Source organism: Nostoc sp., from assembly GCF_036917375.1.
Classification (GTDB): Bacteria; Cyanobacteriota; Cyanobacteriia; order Cyanobacteriales; family Nostocaceae; genus Nostoc.
Map to the genome: position 1 here is coordinate 1 of NZ_JBALDN010000080.1, position 17860 is coordinate 17860.

The 17860-nt window shown below is 40.7% G+C and carries 14 protein-coding genes and 1 other RNA gene; 10 read left to right on the forward strand and 5 right to left on the reverse strand.

Translation table 11 applies throughout. The annotated features are described in order from the left end of the window. Positions 1–1181: 1181 nt before the first annotated feature. From V7K45_RS21215 to V7K45_RS21225, 3 genes are all read left to right on the forward strand, one after another. On the forward strand, positions 1182–3680 hold the full coding sequence (locus V7K45_RS21215; protein ID WP_335006898.1) for a DUF3987 domain-containing protein: 2499 nt from the start codon (positions 1182–1184) through the stop codon (positions 3678–3680). A 1184-nt stretch (positions 3681–4864) separates the two neighbouring features. Further along, complete coding sequence (locus V7K45_RS21220; RefSeq protein ID WP_335006900.1) at positions 4865–5332, forward strand: hypothetical protein; 468 nt, start codon at positions 4865–4867, stop codon at positions 5330–5332. A gap of 196 nt (positions 5333–5528) precedes the next feature. Continuing rightward, positions 5529–5915 carry a hypothetical protein gene (locus V7K45_RS21225; protein WP_335006902.1) on the forward strand — a complete coding sequence of 129 codons (387 nt, stop codon included), beginning with the start codon at positions 5529–5531 and terminating at the stop codon, positions 5913–5915. Here the strand turns inward: V7K45_RS21225 and V7K45_RS21230 are convergent. Further along, positions 5907–7211, reverse strand: a complete 1305-nt coding sequence (locus tag V7K45_RS21230; RefSeq protein WP_335006904.1) for a lipid-A-disaccharide synthase — start codon at positions 7209–7211, stop codon at positions 5907–5909. The two genes, V7K45_RS21225 and V7K45_RS21230, sit on opposite strands and share 9 nt — an antisense overlap. Positions 7212–7755: 544 nt before the next feature. Here V7K45_RS21230 and V7K45_RS21235 point away from each other — a divergent pair. Then, the gene (locus V7K45_RS21235) at positions 7756–10140 is read left to right on the forward strand and encodes an ATP-binding protein (protein ID WP_335006906.1); all 2385 of its coding nucleotides are present in this window, start codon (positions 7756–7758) and stop codon (positions 10138–10140) included. Positions 10141–10246: 106 nt separating this feature from the next. Then, entirely contained in the window at positions 10247–11548 is a 1302-nt protein-coding gene (locus V7K45_RS21240) for a hybrid sensor histidine kinase/response regulator (protein ID WP_335006908.1), read from the forward strand. 72 nt (positions 11549–11620) lie between these two features. Here V7K45_RS21240 and V7K45_RS21245 read toward each other — a convergent pair whose 3' ends face one another. Beyond that, positions 11621–12172 carry a 2'-5' RNA ligase family protein gene (locus tag V7K45_RS21245; protein ID WP_335006910.1) on the reverse strand — a complete coding sequence of 184 codons (552 nt, stop codon included), beginning with the start codon at positions 12170–12172 and terminating at the stop codon, positions 11621–11623. Positions 12173–12382: 210 nt separating this feature from the next. Between V7K45_RS21245 and V7K45_RS21250 the strand changes: the two genes are divergently transcribed. The 5 genes from V7K45_RS21250 to queF all read left to right on the forward strand — a co-directional run bounded on the left by V7K45_RS21250 (position 12383) and on the right by queF (position 14249). Beyond that, positions 12383–12649, forward strand: coding sequence for a YciI family protein (locus V7K45_RS21250; RefSeq protein ID WP_335006912.1), 267 nt, complete (start codon positions 12383–12385; stop codon positions 12647–12649). Positions 12650–12686: 37 nt separating this feature from the next. Beyond that, an RNA gene (gene ffs / locus V7K45_RS21255) (signal recognition particle sRNA small type) lies at positions 12687–12783 on the forward strand. A gap of 25 nt (positions 12784–12808) precedes the next feature. Next, positions 12809–13195 carry a phasin family protein gene (locus V7K45_RS21260; RefSeq protein ID WP_289795595.1) on the forward strand — a complete coding sequence of 129 codons (387 nt, stop codon included), beginning with the start codon at positions 12809–12811 and terminating at the stop codon, positions 13193–13195. Positions 13196–13352: 157 nt separating this feature from the next. Continuing rightward, the gene (locus V7K45_RS21265) at positions 13353–13754 is read left to right on the forward strand and encodes a hypothetical protein (protein WP_334701037.1); all 402 of its coding nucleotides are present in this window, start codon (positions 13353–13355) and stop codon (positions 13752–13754) included. Between the two features lie 81 nt (positions 13755–13835). Beyond that, positions 13836–14249, forward strand: a complete 414-nt coding sequence (gene queF / locus V7K45_RS21270) for a preQ(1) synthase (RefSeq protein ID WP_335006915.1) — start codon at positions 13836–13838, stop codon at positions 14247–14249. 37 nt (positions 14250–14286) lie between these two features. Here queF and pstS read toward each other — a convergent pair whose 3' ends face one another. The 3 genes from pstS to V7K45_RS21285 form a co-directional block, all read right to left on the reverse strand. Then, a complete protein-coding gene (gene pstS, locus V7K45_RS21275; protein WP_335006917.1) occupies positions 14287–15372 on the reverse strand; it encodes a phosphate ABC transporter substrate-binding protein PstS in 1086 nt (361 codons plus the stop codon). A gap of 247 nt (positions 15373–15619) precedes the next feature. Further along, on the reverse strand, positions 15620–17020 hold the full coding sequence (locus V7K45_RS21280) for a cytochrome c biogenesis protein (protein WP_335006919.1): 1401 nt from the start codon (positions 17018–17020) through the stop codon (positions 15620–15622). Positions 17021–17050: 30 nt separating this feature from the next. After that, positions 17051–17791, reverse strand: coding sequence for a cytochrome c biogenesis protein CcdA (locus V7K45_RS21285; protein ID WP_335006921.1), 741 nt, complete (start codon positions 17789–17791; stop codon positions 17051–17053). Between the last annotated feature and the right edge of the window lie 69 nt (positions 17792–17860).

A 17860-nucleotide genomic window follows, 5' to 3' on the forward strand; every position in this document is an offset into this window, starting at 1 on the left:
TGGATTTAGAAATTTTGAAAATTTTCGAGTTAGATGCTTGTTAAATTGGTATACCAACTATTAGTTAAGCATAACAAGTACTGAAGAACCAAATTTTTATGGTTCAAGTCCCAAGTAGATCCAGTTATTCAACAAAATTTCAAAGCATTGCAAACTGCACACAATAATTTTGATTTACTAGCAGTGGAAAATTGTAAAAATCGAAATAGTAGCGGAAAAACGCTAAAATCTGAAGTTTGGAAAAATGGCGAGAGATATATACTTACAAAAAAGGGATTACTTAAAGAACCATTGATTGAAGAATTAAGAGTGCACTTTTCTGAAAGTTCTTTACAAGAAGCCAAGTCAGTTCTACAGCAATTTGTTCATTGCCATTAATTTTTATTAGAATTAAAATTATTAGTATTTTTGGCTATAACTTTTAAAACTTGTTGCATGGTTAGTTTGAAAGATTTATATATTTAGCCAATTAATTGGAACTTGCAGTGGGCTAATGATAGTGAAATCAACTTCTCCAATCATTTGAGAAGAATAATTATGATTTAAATTTTAGCTTTACAAAACTTTATGTGATAGCACTTATCCAAGATTGGAGATTTTTGAGCTTATTTTGGTAAATGAAGTTAAACAGTTCTTTCTCTGGAGTTTGAAGAGGTTGTAATAACACGAATGAAAATCTCTTGATACTCATCGGAGTAAATAGTCTGTAGAGCTTCATTAAAATTGTCAATCTAAAAATACATCTGATATTAGTGTTAGGAAGCCGTTCTAAATCCACTAATTTTCAGGAGAGTTAACTATGTCTGCAAATCTTAAGGAGTTTTATGTCTTTCTCATTCTGTAACAAACATTTCCTAGCGCAAAAAATTGGGTATAGTTCACATACCCTTAAATCAATACGGCAACGTGGTGAATGGGTTGAAGGAATTCATTATGTTCGGGAGAATTCTAGAACAATTCGCTACAACTTAGAACTTTGCCTTAATTGGCTGGCCAATAAGCACAACCCAGACGCACACAAGAAAGAAATTGTCCGCTATTTGACAAGTTTAGAAGTCCAAACAACTCGAAAAAATAAAAGGTGATTTTTATGCTCACTAACAAAAAAACTGCCTTTGAATGGCAGTTTCAATACTATTTGATTCAATCTCCTCATATCTATTACAAAAGAGGGCTTGGCAATGAGTGAGATTCAGAAAAAAGCGATTACTGCTACTAACAGCGATTGCCAGAGTAAAAAAAATTCTTCTGCTCAAGATTCTAACAGTATTAACACAATAACGCCTCAGAAACTTCTTCAGGATTTTAAATTAATACCTAAAGATTGGGCACTGGTTGCAGTAGGGAATAATAAAGCTCCATTGGGGAATAACTGGCAAAATACTCCTTTGACGCTACAGGACTTTGAAGCAGCAGTCGAAACTGGGTACTTCAAATGCCTAAAAGTGAAAACACAGGATGGCAAAATCATTAATCCACCTGTTTCGTGGTGGAGTGCAGTTGGCGTTCTTTGCGGAACTCAATCAAATGGGTTACTATTTTTTGACCATGATGGGGCAAGTTGTGACAACCTAATTCAGAAACTTTCAGAACAGTCTCTTGAAGAGGCATTACCTAAAACAGTTACTCTAACATCAGGTAGAAAAGGACACTATCAGGCTATTTATCGAGTACCAGAAAAGTATTGGGGAGCGATCGCCACCAAAAAAATCAAAACAGACACCAACGGAGAAGATGGTAAACCCGAACAACTAGAGCTTCGTTGGGATGGTTGCCAATCTGTTGTTGTTGGATACCACCCTGTTACAGGAGCTTATCAATGGTTTCCAGGTCAGTCTCCTGCGGAATGTAACATCGCAGAAGCTCCTTTATGGATAATCGAGCAAATGCTGGAGAATAAACCTCCGCATCAACTCACTCAGTTAAAATCCAAGGACTTGAATAGTCTACAAGTATGGACTGACAAAGACTGGGCTTTGTCTTACCTCAGTGCTATTCCTCCAACAGAAGACTACGATACTTGGCTTAGGGTTGGAATGGCTCTACACTCTGTTAGCCAAGAATTGTTACCTGAGTGGGATAACTGGAGTCGAGGTGCTACGAACTATGAGGTCAATGCTTGTGCAAAGCATTGGAAATCCTTCAAATCTGGTAAGGGTATTGGGGTAGGCACATTAGGATTATTCGCTCGACAGAACGGTTGGCGATCTCCATTTGGTACTAGTAGAAGCGAGAGCAAGGATAATTTACAGTCTTTGTCACTATGTCTTGAACAATCAGAAGATACAGAAGAATTGGCTCAAGAGGTTCAAAGCCTTCTTGAACTAACTAAAAAACCTGCACCTGTTCAATCATTACTTCCTTCACGCCTAACTGATCCATTAACGTGCCTAGCTAAACAATTCAATGTTCCGCTTGAAACTTTTATGGGGGTTTTGTTACCTGTTGCAGCTTCTTTATTAAGAGTTAATACTTGTATCGAAATTGATGCTGCTACAAACTTCTGTCCACCTGCAATTCTGTGGATGGGTTTGGTTGGTGAAACAGGGACTACAAAATCACCGATTCTCAATAGCATACTGAATCCGCTTGAGAAATTGCAGGCAGATGCTGAAGAAAAATATCAGTGTAATTTAGCACAATATCAACATGAATTAGCCGAATGGCACAAACTCTCGAAAGATGACAGAGGGGATATGCCTACTGAACCAGTTCCGCGAGAGTATTACCTTCAAGATGCAACTGTAGAGGCGATTGCTGATTGCTCTAGCAAGCAACCAAATCGAGGATTTATTGTTGCGATCGATGAATTGGCAGGATTATTTGCTGGCTTCAATCAGTATCGTCCTCAAGGCAAAGGTAATGATCGTCAAAAATGGCTATCTGCTTATGACAGTAGACCCATCAAAATTAACCGCAAAACTGGCCCTAGAGTGTCGGTATATCGTACATCTGTAAGTGTAGTAGGAACAATTCAACCCTGTGTTTTACGAAAGCAGATGGGTGACTTGAAGGAAGATGACGGTTTCTGGCCTAGATATATGTGGATTCAGGTACCATTAACCGAAATGCCACCACCAGGTGGTGATACAACCTATAACCTCTCAGTATTGCTTCAAAAACTTTACAAGGACTTAGAAAACTTGGAGCCTAAAACTTACCAACTGAATCAAAGTGGGCAACAAATTTGGAAAAAATGGCATTGTTGGTGTGAAAAGCAGAAAGTTTCTGAACCAAATTCTGCATTGAGAGCTATTTATCCAAAAGCAAAAGAAAGGGCAGCTAGAATCGCTCTTATCGTCCATTGTGTAAATGCCATTGTTGATGAGCGCATACCGCAACCTATGGTGCCAAGCGAGATATTGGAGGCAGCGATCGCATTTACAAACTGGTTGATTGGTCAAAGTCGCCTGATCTATGCTGACTCTGGCATAACAATTCATCCAGATTCATCAAGAATTACCCGATTTGTAGAACGGTTTAGAGGGACAGGTTGGATTACGGCAAGGAAAGTTACTCACTGGTCATCAAGCCGTGAGAAACTAAGTGCTGATGCAGCTAGAGCATTCATGAAACAGGTGGTTGATTTAGGTCATGCAAGTGATAATCAACAGTCTGCTAGAGCTTACCAAATCCGAATCAAAGATGACTCTGGTAAAACTGGTAACAATGTACCTTAACTGATTTGTGCAATAGCTTTGAAGTTTGGTAACAAAAGTATTAACAGGCTGGTAACAAATAGCAATGTAAAGCTTGAATGCCTTAGCGTAAAGATACCTGATGACGGTAACAAATATTTGTCAATGAGGAGTATTCTGTTACCGTCGATATCTCTCCGTTCAAATTAACTAATATCAAAGGGTGCAGTAAGTTGCAGAAAAGACCGTTACCGAATAGTTAACAAGTTTGTTACCACTCTAGAAGCTTTTTCAGCTAAAGAATCTACGGGGTATTTATTACCAAATTACCAACTTCAATCTTTAGGTGGGCGATCAACTTAGGTTAAGTTGAATGACTCAATAAGCGATCGCAATCAGCAAAGCTACCCTTTCACTAGCGATCGGCTATAAATCAGTAAAGATAAATGGGTGTAAAATGGGTGTAATCTAATCCAGAATAGCTGTAAATACTGATTTATAAGTACTTGCCATCGGACTGAAAATCCTCGTGTCACCGGTTCAAGTCCGGTTCCTGGCATACATCACAGACTAAAAGACAACTGACATACTGCATACACTCACAGTAGACTTGCATCCAACATTTCTGTATTGTTGGTATCATTATTAGGGGTTACACACGTTTATCCCTAATTTTGGCAAAAAGGTACAAAAAAGTGTGAGGATTGACGACAAGCTCACGTGTATACTGTGAGAATTGTCTTTATGAACACTTTTTAATATCGTTTGCTTTGGTCTGTAAGAGTAGCAACCGTGTAAATGTCACGTTCACCCACAAACATTAGGAGATCGTCGGGTCATGTGACGTTTACTGTAAAACAACATCCTATTGCAGTAAGCTTTGCATCATGTGCGAATGGTCACAAAATTGAGCAACTGGCAATATTGATACCTATGTAAATTACAATCACGTTTAAGAGTTAAACGATCGTACAGACATACTTATTATTTATCACAGAAGGTTTTTGCGCTTTCTGTATAGCTTCGGTAAGCATAACTAAATTATGCGGACATAATATCAGTATCAAAACCACAAATAATGACATATATTTACGTATAAAATAATTTGTAAGTATTATTACGTACACTCAACAAAGTACTTAGTTTCACTGCTACAGATGGCAGAGCTTTTATACACTGGCTATAGTGGTCGAACAATACATACAAGACACCATAAAAGGGTACTTATGGCAAGAGTAAAACGTTATGACGACGACACTAACGACATCGAGAATTACAAACACCTGGGTAAGATGACATGGAAGGAAGCTCTCAATAAGGCGTACTCACCCGGCGTTGATACAGTTGGTTTTTCACCCGATATGTTCAGTGAGCTTGGTATGGAACGCTTACTTCCACGACACAAGACACGCGATAAGGTGATAGTGAATTACGATCGTGAGTATGTTTTCTATCGTCTGTTCAATCTCTTTATCAAAAAACTAGGCATCATGCAAAATGGTGTTTTTAATGATCAACTGTACGCATTACTAATGAACGGTCTTAAGGATTACAGCTTAAGGCAATCAGAGCGTGAACACGAAGCACGATTACTACGAGTAGCGAAGGGTTTAGACGACAAGTTACCCGGTATGGGTGTACAGCATTGGTATCAGGTATTGAAGACACAGCAAGAAAATAGAAAAGGTGAATAGTAATACCTTTTTTGAACACGTCGTAGTTTTAAGTCGTTTTCCACATCCTTATTTACGTCCTTTAAATACAGCTAAGAAGCGGGAGATTTGCCAAGTAGTTGAAATCTTGTTAGCTTTTATGCTTAAAATTGCACAAGAGGTTTATTTAGCATCTACTCACAGCTAAAGTTGACCCTTTGCAGGACTCCCCCAAGCAATGCTGACTGAAATTTTACCTTTCCGTTTTGAGTTAGACACGATCGCGATCGCTGGAGCGAGTTTGTGGTCATTGGCGCTATATCTAGGTTTTTCCAGAGTCAATGAATGGGTAATCGAGCAACTCAATCGCTGGTTTAACTTTGCCGAGCGATCGCTCTACACCAGCCAGTCAGAATTTGAAAAGACTCGTAAAGCCAGAGAATCCCAAAATGCTTTCTACGCCTCACTGTTTAGCATTGTCCCTTTTTTGTTAGTTGGCGCTTTAGTTAACTGGGGTGTAGAACTCAGTTTAGGGCCTAGTTGGGGAATCAGCTTAGGTATACTTGCGTGTATTAGTTGTGGCATTTTTGAACTGGGACGCCGGAATGGTGAATCTTCAGATTAATTGCTGTCCGATTTCCTCGCCAACAATCTGTGCTATCTTTTGGGCTGCTCCACTTTCGCCACGAATATTTCGGAGTTTAGCGCGCATATCATCCAATTTTTCTGGATGCGCCAAAAAGTCTAAAACCATTTCCCCAACCTCTTGCGGTTGAAGTTTACCCATAAGTTCTGGGACTATCTCTTCCTGTGCCCAGATATTTGGCCATGCTAATAAACCTTTGCGTCTCACAAATCTCAAAAATGACCAATTAATCACCTTAGCGCATAGCGTACCGACTACTGGCAGATTTGCCAACAACCCAGGTAAACCATCCCAAGAACGCATGGCATCAAGTTGCTGCGTTGGCAGTAAAACAATCATTGGCACTCCTAAAGCACCAAGTTCGGCAGTGTTTGCCCCCACCGTAGTTAAGCAGATGCAGCACTGGGATAATAATTGATATGCAGGGTTTTCTTGCCACAGTTCCACAGTTAAGCCCATTGCTGTTTTTAGTAATGCCTTGCCTTTAGCATCCTCTGAGAGAATTAAGGAAGCACCGCCAAAGCCAAAGATTTCAGCAATAGAGTTCTTTTCGGGATTGGCAAAACTAGCTAAAGTTTGTAAATCCAAAGTTGGGGCTACAGGAATCACAAATCTGATTTGCGGTCTTTTTGCATGAACGTATTCGGCAATAGCTAAACATAATGGTACTCCTTGAGCTAATTTTGCTGCTTTTGAACCAGGGAGTAAACCAATGATTGAGGAGTGGGAAGTAGGGAGTAGGCTTGCCGTAAGCGTAGCCGAACAAGAGTAGGGAGTGCTTACTTGTTCTTGTGCTTCAACCATTAAATCACCGACAACGGTGAATTTGTGAGCATATTTTGATGAGACTTTAGCTGCTACTTCGGGTTTCATCACACCAAAGCGATCGATCCAGTTATGCCATCTGGCTTCCCATTCTGCGTAAACAACTGTGTGATATCCGAGTTTTTTGCCTATAATCACTGGAAAAATTTGATCGCCGCCCAAAAAAACTACTACACCGCGACTTCTCCAATCCCAATTTTCAAATGTTTTGCCCCAAAGCAAAAATTGCCAAAAATGTTCTGCTCCCTGAACTCTATCCACTTCGGGGAAAGAAAGAGCGATCGCTGCTTCTTTACCACTGGCATTTGAGCAAGGCGATAATACCACAGAAATTCTCACTACAGAACGGTCATCCCCTAATTCTTGCCGTAGCGCCTTTACTACTGGACGCACCCAGGTTGTTACTTCACCTGGGCCATTTGAAAGGATCAGAATATCTACTTGAGTCATTAGTCAAAAGGTAAGTATTACCTAATTCGTTGTTATATTACAGGTATATACTGTAGCTTGTTAATGAGATTTGATAACCTCTTTCACATTCAATTTGCATAGAGTCGGCAGTCATTTAATCGCTACCACTGTCACCTAGATGGCGACTCTTAACTTTCGCCTGTTACAAAATAAGCCAAATTTTTGATTTTAAATACCTATTTAACTAAATAAAGTTGACTATTTACAAATACTGAAACATCAGTAATATTATTTAATTTATCAAGATAAATATAACAATAAATTTGATTATTATATTTTTTCTCAAATGTATTTTTTGAACTTATCCGACGATCGGCCTATACATACTTCACAATACAGGTATTTAAAGGATGGTTAGCAAAATTTAGGGTATTGAAAATCGCAGCTATGGGTAACAATCATAATTGCGATTATTAATAATTTTTTGGGCAATCTAAATATAGCCCTTTTTTTGCTTACAAAACCCATTGTTTAAAGGGTTAAGCCTGCGATCGAAGGCAACTCCAGCCCATCTGACACCAAAATGTATTCTTCACGGAATTTACCAATCCGATTTATTATTGGCGGCACTACTCTTATTGTGAGTATTTCTGCTTATTTTAGCTATCAGGCTGCTCGAAAAATAACGCTACAAGACTTGAGAGGAAAAGCTTTTTTAGAGGTACAGAGAGGAGTTGATGAAATTGAGGAGTGGTTACATATTCGCAAAGTCGAGGTGCAAACCCTTGCTCATACTTCAACTGTACGCTCCTTAGACTGGTCTTTAGCAGAACCTTATTTAAAGTCAGAAGTTGAGCGGATCGATGAATTTTTCTTTTTCCAAATAGTTACCCCGGATGGTTCGTATTTTAATACTAAGATTGGTCGGTCAAATAAGAATATTAAGGATCGAGACTACTTTCAAAAAGCATTAGCAGGAAAAAGCAACATTTCCGATCCCTTTATCAGCCGTTCCACAGGTATTCCTTTAATTGCGATCGCCACTCCAATCTGGTCAAATGCTCCTAGCAATCGTTCACCGATTGGAGTTTTCCACGGCAATGTCAAAGTCGATCGCATTGCTAAGGTAGTCAACTCTTTGCGCTACGGCAAGAACAGCTATGCATTCGCCCTCAATTCCCAAGGAGAAGCGATCGTCCATCCCAACTCAATGTTAATGTCAACGTTAGAAAAACCTGCACCCAGCCTGCTAAAAATTCCAGATCGCAATTTAAATGCGATCGCGCGGCGAATGGTAAACAAACAACAGGGAATTCAGTTGATGGAAATTGACGGCACTAAAAAGTATGTTGCTTATGTGCCGTTGCGAGAAGCTAATTGGTCTGTGGCTTTGGTAATTCCGCGCCAAAATATTGAATCTCGGCTACAATTCCTCGATCTGATCGCCCTAATTGTGGGCGGATTGACAGTGACGATGATCGCTGTCTTGTGGCAGGTACAAGCCTTTGAACAAGCTCAACTGAAAAAATCTAAAGCAGCGGCTGATACTGCAAATCGTGCTAAGAGCGAATTTTTAGCCAACATGAGCCATGAACTGCGAACGCCCTTGAATGGTATTTTGGGTTGTGCTCAAATTTTGCTGCGTTCTAAAGGTTTGCCGGAGCCAGAGCAATATCATGTAAACATCATTGAACAGTGTGGCTCTCATCTACTGACTTTAATTAATGACATTTTGGATCTTTCCAAAATTGAAGCGCGAAAACTAGAACTGAATCCTCAAGATGTGCATTTTCCGTCTTTTTTACAGGGTATTGTAGAAATTTGCCAGATTCGGGCAGAACAAAAAGGCATTTTGTTTATCTATGAACCCGCCAGCAACTTACCCACAGGGGTTCATGTCGATGTCAAAAGGTTACGTCAGGTTCTTTTGAATCTGCTGGGAAATGCCATTAAATTTACTGATGAGGGTAAGGTTAGCTTCGAGGTTGAGGTAATCGATCGACTTGCTGCTGATGGGCAGACAGAGAAATATCGCATTCACTTTAGTGTAAAAGATACAGGAATTGGCATAACTCCAACTCAATTGGGCAACATTTTTTTGCCATTTGAACAAGTAGGTGAGAAAAAGCATCAGATAGAAGGGACAGGGCTGGGTTTAGCTATTACTCGGCAGTTGGTGCAGATGATGGGTAGCGATATCCAGGTTAAAAGTGAGATTGGTCAGGGTAGTACTTTCTGGTTTGAAATTGCGATCGCCCAAGCCAGCGAATGGGTACAGTCTGCGATGGCTGTATCCAAGGGACAAATCATTGGCTTTACAGGTAGTCCCCGCACCATCTTGATGGTGGACGATCGCTGGGAGAATCGCACAGTAATTACAAATTTACTGCAACCATTGGGTTTCAACGTAGTTGAAGCCAGCAACGGTAAAGAAGGTTTAGAAAAAGCGATCGCCCTGAAACCAGACCTGGTGATTACAGATTTGCTGATGCCAGAAATGGATGGGTTTGAATTGATTAAACACCTGCGTCATACCCCAGATATCCAGGATGTCAAGATTATCGTCTCTTCTGCTAGTGTCTTTGAAGCCGACCAACATCGCAGTCTGCAAGCAGGAGGTGACACCTTTTTGAGCAAACCTGTACAGGCAGATGAATTACTGCATCAATTAGAGTGCAATTTAGGTTTGACATGGATTTACCAGCAGTCTGAGGAACAAAAAATCAATTCTTCGCCTACAAAACTTGATAGTTCGCCAAATCAAATGACTCCTCCTTCCCCCGATGTATTGCGGGAACTGATGAATTTAGCCAGTAAAGGTAACTTTAACGACATTTTAAAATGGGCAGATAAACTAGAGGAAACAGACGCAAAATTCGCTTCCTTTGCTAACCAATTGCGGCAGCTAGCGAGGCAGTTTGACGAAGATTTAATCCTTCACTTTTTGAGCGAAAACTCAAAGGATTAATTTACCTAAATTTATGCAGATTGTCATGTATGAATTTTGAATTGGGAGTTTTCTCCTTTAGTGTTTTGCAAATAAGCAACGTGAATCAATATAGGTTAGAAATATTATGACAGTAACTATAGGCGATCAAAAAAACTCCTTAAATAACAATCCTAGCAGAGGAATTATTTTAGTCGTTGATGATAATCCTGCCAACTTACAAGTTTTATCAAGCTTTTTAGATCAGTCTAGCTTTGAAGTTTGGGCAGCTCGTAGTGGTGAAAAAGCCATTCAGAGATTAGATAATGATAATTTACCTGATTTAATCTTGCTTGATATCATGATGCCGGGTATTGATGGGTTTGAAACTTGTAAATACCTCAAAAGTGAAAGCAATCCTCGTGTCCGGGATATTCCGATCATTTTTATGACTGCTCTTTCAGATACTGCTGATAAGGTTAAAGGATTGCGATTGGGAGCCGTAGATTATATTACTAAACCTTTTCAGTATGAAGAAGTCTTGGTGCGAATAGAGCATCAACTGAAGCTGAAAAATTTGACGCAAACCTTGACTGCTAAAAACGCCGAATTACAACAGATTCAAACCCAACTGATTCAAGCAGAAAAGGTCGCAACCTTGGGTCAAATGACAGCAGGAATTGCCCATGAAGTAAATAATCCCATCAATTTTATCGCTGGAAACTTGAATTTTATTGAAGAGTATTTCCAAGAGGTTGTTAATTTACTCGAACTATATCATAAGTATCTACCCGATCCCCCAGATGAAATTCAAAATGCTATTAAAACAAAAGATATCAATTATTTATTAAATGATTTATCCAAAATTATTCAATCTATGCAACTAGGTACAGATCGCGTTACAGAAATTGTGTCATCCTTGAATAAGTTCTCTCGACACGGAGAAGCAGGTAAAAAACTGGCTAACCTGCATGAAGGTTTAGAAACTACACTACTCATTCTTGGACATCGACTTAAAGCAAATGGCCATCGTCCAGCAATTAAATTAATCAAAGAATATGGAGAACTACCACTTGTTGAGTGCTATCTGGGGGAACTAAATCAGGTTTTTATGAATTTGATTAGTAATGGGATTGATGCAATTGAAGAAATCCAAAGAAATCAATATTTTGATGAAAACTTTCGACATGTTGGGATGATTTGGATTAAAACTGAAGCAATTGGAGAGCAGGTTATTCTTAGAATTGCCGACAATGGCTCAGGAATCAGTGAAGCAAATCGGACAAAAATATTCGATGCTTTCTACACTACAAAAGTCATCGGTAAAGGAACAGGACTAGGTTTATCTATTGCTTACCAAATTGTAGTTAACAATCATCACGGTAAGCTAAATTGCCATTCAACACCAGGTGAGGGTACTGAGTTTGTGATTGAATTACCTATTCGATAAATTAGAATCCTAAATTCTACCCACATCGGCATTGAGAAAATACTGGCAATGGCTGAATTCTCGGTTACAAGCTCAATTACTACCAGAGAAAAAAGCAAACTCTCGTTTAATATCCCAGCGCTTCCCGTCGTGAAGCAGCAAGGTTAATTTGTCAGCAGTAAACTCAAAATGCAACTGACGATTTTCAAATTCTGGCCAAGCAACTTTAAAATTTTGCTTTGTTAAATCTCGAAATGCAATCGTTAAATGGGGTGCAAAAGGGCGGGTTTTAGTAACCTTGTCAACAATTCTCAAGTTGCTTTCTGTATAAGCCATTAAATCAGCTTGCAAAGTTAAAAGCTCTTGACTTCTGACGACATTAATGTATATGACACGAGGTGCAAAAGCATCAAACCCTTTAAGTGTAATTGCTACTGGCTGTTGTTCGCTGGCAAACTCCTTCAAGGATGCTTCTAATAGTGGCAAGTTAGCATCTGCCCATTCAAAGGGCGGTTGCAGGGTAATATGAGGCGGAGACTTTAGCGCCCCGCTACTAGCATAGCGATCGGCAAAGTATTGCTTAATCTCGTTAGCGTAGTCTTGAATATCTTGCGGTGGTAGGAGGGCGATAAAAAAACGGCTCATTCAATTTCAGATTTTGGATTTTAGATTTTGGATTATGAAATCATTGCTGTTGAGTATTGAACGGCAAACGCTCAAAGGATATTACAGATATAGCGGTGCGTTAGGCTAAAGCTATAACGCACTTCACTTAAAATTTATTGTATTTGATACTCTAAATCAGCACTGGGTACTTCACATAGGCTGTCTGTTGTAACTGGAGTTAAGAAGCCAATGCCGTGGTTTGTAAAAATTGAACAAGGGAAAGTCGATAAACCTACCTTTGACCAATATGTACCTGCTCACAAAGCCTACATTCAGGAATTGATTGCTAAAGGACACAAAGCGCGAACAGGCTATTTGGTGGAGCAAAGAGGCGGGATGTTGCTGTTTGAGGCAGCCTCAAAGGAGGAAGCAGAAACGATTGTGGCTGACGACCCCTTGGTAAAACACGGCTGCGTCAACTATCAGCTTTATGAATGGCGAATTGTTATGGAATAACACACACTTACTGAATTTTCATGTTATGTTTATATAAGACCTGGATCTATGCGATCGCAACACCCAAATCTTGTCAGAACCGGAAGGTAGCAGCAACACGGGAGGCTTGTGGTAGGCGTAGTCTCCGGGTCGCCCTATTTTTAGGAGCGGTCAACGACAATGCCTGGTTTTGGAGATATTGTTCAAAAAGCTTTTTACCTCGGTGTTGGATTAGCTTCTTACGCGGGTGAGAAAGCAGGGGGAAAATTAGCCGAAGTGCGATCGCAAGTCCAAAAACTGGCAGATGAGATGGTGGCAAAGGGCGAAATGAACACAGAAGAAGCCCGCCGCTTCGTTGAGGACATGATGAAGCAAGCCCAACAAGCCCAACCATCTGTTGAAACCTCACCAGAAACGCCCCCTTCTCAACCTCGCCGCATTGAAATTTTAGAGGAAGATGAAGAGCCAACGGTCAAAGAGGCGTCAAATGATGAGAATGTAGATAAATTGCGCGATGAAGTGCTAAAGCTGCAAGATGAGTTAAAACGATTGCAACGCGATCGATAAAAAGCATTCTTTGAGCGCAATATTAAGTAATAAGTGGCATTTTGACATGACACTTCGGATAAAAACTTGATAAGATACATTGCCTAGTGTGTATTCTAGTGCTTCAAGCCAGATAACACAAAGCGTCCTGTTTATAGCCTGCAAAGGTTTCAAGTTTATGGAACAGTGGCAAAAAGATTTAGTAGAAATCGTCGAAACAGTGGCTGATGAAGTAGAGCGCTTCTTTCTGGGAATGAGTGAAGTGGTAGACGCATTTTTTGAGCTAACGGAAGAAGTCACCGAGCAAGTACATAATAATATTGTTACTGAAGTCGATCAGTACCTACAGGATTTGGCTGAACCGATGTTAGAAGCTTACTGGGAGCTGGAAGACATGGTAGCAGATGTAGATCCGGGTTTTCCTTATTCGGTTGAACCTACATCTGAAAAAAATCCTGCCTGTATCGGTTGTAGTCATTACCACGGTCAAGTTTATGGTGGTAATTTATTAGTTTGTGCTATGCATCCCCACGGTTGTGAAGATGAGAATTGTCCAGACTGGGAGAAGGAAGAGTATTGAGGGGCAGAGGAGCAGAGGGGCAGGGGGCAGGGGGAGTAAATGATAAATTACAAATTACAACTAAAAACTAATAAATGACAAATGACAACCGATAAATTACCTGAAAGTGCATCCCAGGCAAAGCAAGAAATGAAGTATGGCGAACGCGACATTGCGGAAGGTAAACTAATTACCTTTCCGAATCCGCGTGTGGGGAGGCGATATGACATTAACATTACTTTGCCGGAATTTACTTGTAAATGTCCGTTTTCCGGCTATCCGGACTTTGCGACAATTTATGTTAGTTATGTGCCTGATGAACGGGTAGTGGAATTGAAGGCGCTCAAACTTTATATTAATAGTTACCGCGATCGCTACATTTCCCACGAAGAATCTGCCAATCAAATTTTAGATGATTTTGTGGCTGCTTGCGATCCGTTGGAAGTTACGGTAAAAGCAGATTTCACGCCTCGCGGTAATGTACATACTGTAGTTGAAGTGCGTCACCAAAAATAACATCATCACTGATGAGCGCAGATGGCATTAATCGGCTTCATTCAGCAATTTTCTTCACGGCAGATTGCACTTGCAGCACAACTTTTTTTGATAAAGGAATATACCCAAGTTCCAAACTGGATTTTTGCCCGTCAATCACAGCCCAATTCACAAAGTTTTTCAATGCTTGAGCTTTGACTCGGTTGGGATATTGGTGATAAGTTAAAAGCCAGCTGTAAGTGACGATGGGATAAGACTGGGCACCTGTAGGATCGGTGATAAAAGCAATCAAGTTATCACCTGGTAATTTCACTGCTTCTAAAGTTTGTGCTACAGATTCTGGTGTCGGCGTAATATAATTACCAGATTTATTTTCTAAAGCAGCCACAGAAAGCTTATTTTGTTTGGCGTAAATGTATTCTACATAGCCAATAGCCCCTGGTATCTGTTGAATCAGGGCGGTAACACCTTCGTTACCCTTTCCACCAATTCCTACTCGCCATGCTACAGATTTACCAGCCCCAACTTTGCTTTTCCATTCTGGGCTTATGGTGCTTAGGTGTTGCGTGAACACGCTTGTAGTTCCACTACCATCTGTTCGGTTTACAACTTGAATCGGTAAATCGGGCAAACTTACACCTGGATTAGCTGCACCTATTTTAGGATGATTCCAATTCGTAATTTTTCCGAGAAAGATATCTACGTAAACTTGGCGTGGTAGCCTGAGAGCAGTTGGCACATTCACTTGAGGCTGAGGCGACTGCTGTGCAACTGGTGTGAGGTTATAAGCTAGCACAATAGAACCAGCAGTTATTGGCAAAGCAATTACTCCTCGTTTTATTTTGGCTGCTTGTTCCTTTGTAATTCCCACATCACTAGCTGCAAAATCTACAGTACCGTCGATGAGCTGTTGCACTCCAGCACTGCTTCCTATAGCTTGATAGTTAATTTCTATATTGGGATTTTGCTGGTTGTAATCTGAAAGCCAACGCTCATACAAAGGTGCGGGAAAACTTGCCCCAGTACCAACAAGGGAAACACGTTTTATGTTTTTCTGCTCGGTAGTGCAAGAAGCAATACTTAACAAGATAGCGATTAAAGGTAGAAGGCAAACTCGTCCCTGAGATTGGAGTTTAGCAGACATAGAAATTTTTTGTTCCAATTTTTAATCAATACCTCTAGTAATTTCAATTTGTAGGCGTGTGGACGTAATTAATTGTAAATAACTTTGAAACGCTCCAGGGACGCGGAGGTTAACGCAAAGGTACGCAAAGTAATCCTCTGCGTACCTCTGCGATTTCCTTCTCTGCGAGACGCTGACGCTCCTAACGTCGCTACCGCTTCTCTGCGAGACGCTGCGCGAACGCTAATGCGAATGCGCTCCTTTGCGTTTAAACTTCAATCGCTGCCTCTTTCTCTTCACCTTTTGGCTGTGAACTCAGCCGATCTAAAATCTCCAAAACCTCTTGTTCAAAAGCAACTTGGGCGCGATTAGTTTTACCACCGACATACAAGCGATCGCCTTTTTGCAATGCCCATATTTGTGAATGAGAAAAGTAACTCATCACCACACCCAGCATCAGCAAACCAAACCCTGTATAAACAATTGGGATGCCTGGATCGGCTTTAATTTGTAAGCCGGTGCTACCAATGACATCCAAAATTTTCAGCTTCACGCCATTAACTTCGGTGAACATCCCGGCGCGGACTGTATCAACAAGTTTGCCAGTGGCATCATAAATTAATACCATCCCTTGCAAGTCTTTCGCCAACAGGGAGACACCCTCACTCAAATCTGGTTTAGTAGGAACCCAGGTTCCCCAAATGCGCCCGTTACCGTTGGTGTTCAATTGCGCCATTGGAAGCTGAAAAATCGGGCTGTTGTTAAATTGGACGCGAACACCTGCAATTCCCCAATCAGTTTGATAGAAAGTTACGCCATGATAGCGCAGAGGCTCGTTGACAAAAATCTTCTTGTGGTCAACTTCCTTTCCCTGATTATTCAAGACAGACATATCTGAATAAAATTGATCGATGCCGCCAGATGGTGTGTAGTCAATCCAAAAACGATTGACGCGCACAGACCAATCTTTCGGAACTTGGGCTGCTGCTAAAGGCCCAGCATCAACAATATTTGTCACTTGAAATGTATCGCCACTGGCAACCATTTCCTGAGCCAAAAATCCAGTCATCGCCCCCCAAATTCCCCCTAGCAAAATAGCGACGATGCCAATATGAACGATAATTGGGCCGATGCGTCCGACTATTCCCTTGCGGGCGTAAAGGAGATTTTCTTTTTCTCGATCTGGAAAAATTTTATAGCGGTGTTTTTGTAATATTTCGCTGAGGGAATTTAGGGAACCAGTATCTAGTTCTGCACTCAAAGCTAATTTTTGAAATTGCCGTGGTTCTTCGTAATATTTCCAGCGCTGGGCAGCTTTTAGGGCTGGTAACTGACGGGTAAATGAACAAGCAGTTAAGCTAGTGCCAAATAAGATCAGTAATGCAAGAAACCACCAGGTACGATATACGTGGTCTAATCCAACTACTTGAATTACCTTCCAAGTTAAGAAACCAAATAAAGCTGGATGTTCTGGATAGTTGGCTTGGTAAAATGCGGGTGACTGACCTTGCTCAATTACAGTACCAGTAGAGCTAAAGATGGCAATCAATAGCAGTAGTGCGATCGCTAGTCGTAAGTTAGTCAGTACGGGCAAAAGCTCTTGGCGTAAGAACTGCCCAGGTACTGCCCACCATTTTATTTCTTTGGACGCCGAATCTTCTAAAGTCATTAGGTATAAAAGCTAACAAAGGTATTGATATTAAAAACTGCCAAGGGGAATTCGAGAAATTAAGGAAAATACACCGAATCCTACCAATAGTGCCCCACTAACTGGGTTAATCCAACCAGACCAGCGACGCAATTCTAGTAATTTTTTAATTGAAGCTGTAAAAGTACCTGCCAAAATCAATGGTGCTACATAACCGGCTGTATAAGAAAGTAGCAAAACAGCGCCTAAAATTAAGTCTTGTGTATTGGCAATCCAACCCAACAAACTAGCTAAAACAGGTGTGCTACAAGGGGATGCGACTAAGCCAAAAGTCAGCCCCAGCAAATAAGAACGCAATCCTGCTGGCAAATCTGGCGAAATCCAATTGGTTTCATTCAAGGATGGAAATTGCAAAGGTAGTGCTTCTAATAAGTTCAGCCCCATGAGAATGGCGATAATGCTGACGATAATCGGCAAACCAATTCCCACTTGACCGTAGACTTTTCCAACTAAACCTGCTAGAATGCCAAGCCCTGCTAGTGTAGTTGCTAAACCTAAAGCAAACCAAGTTGATTGGGCAGCTGCTTGCAAGCGGCTTTTGGCTTCATAACCACCGATGTAGCCAATGGTAATTGGCAGCATCGAAAGCATACAGGGTGTGAGACTGGTGAGCAAGCCAGCGGCAAAGATAATGCCAACGCTCACCACGCTAAGGTGTGTCAGTTGGTTAGAAACGAGGCTGTTGGCAAATTGTTCTAGTTGGTAAATTTGGGTTTGCAGGTTATCAAACATGAGGAGTTTCTGAGCGGGAAATGCTTACTCTGCTTGAATTGTAGCTTAGTTTTGGTTTTTGAGTCAGCA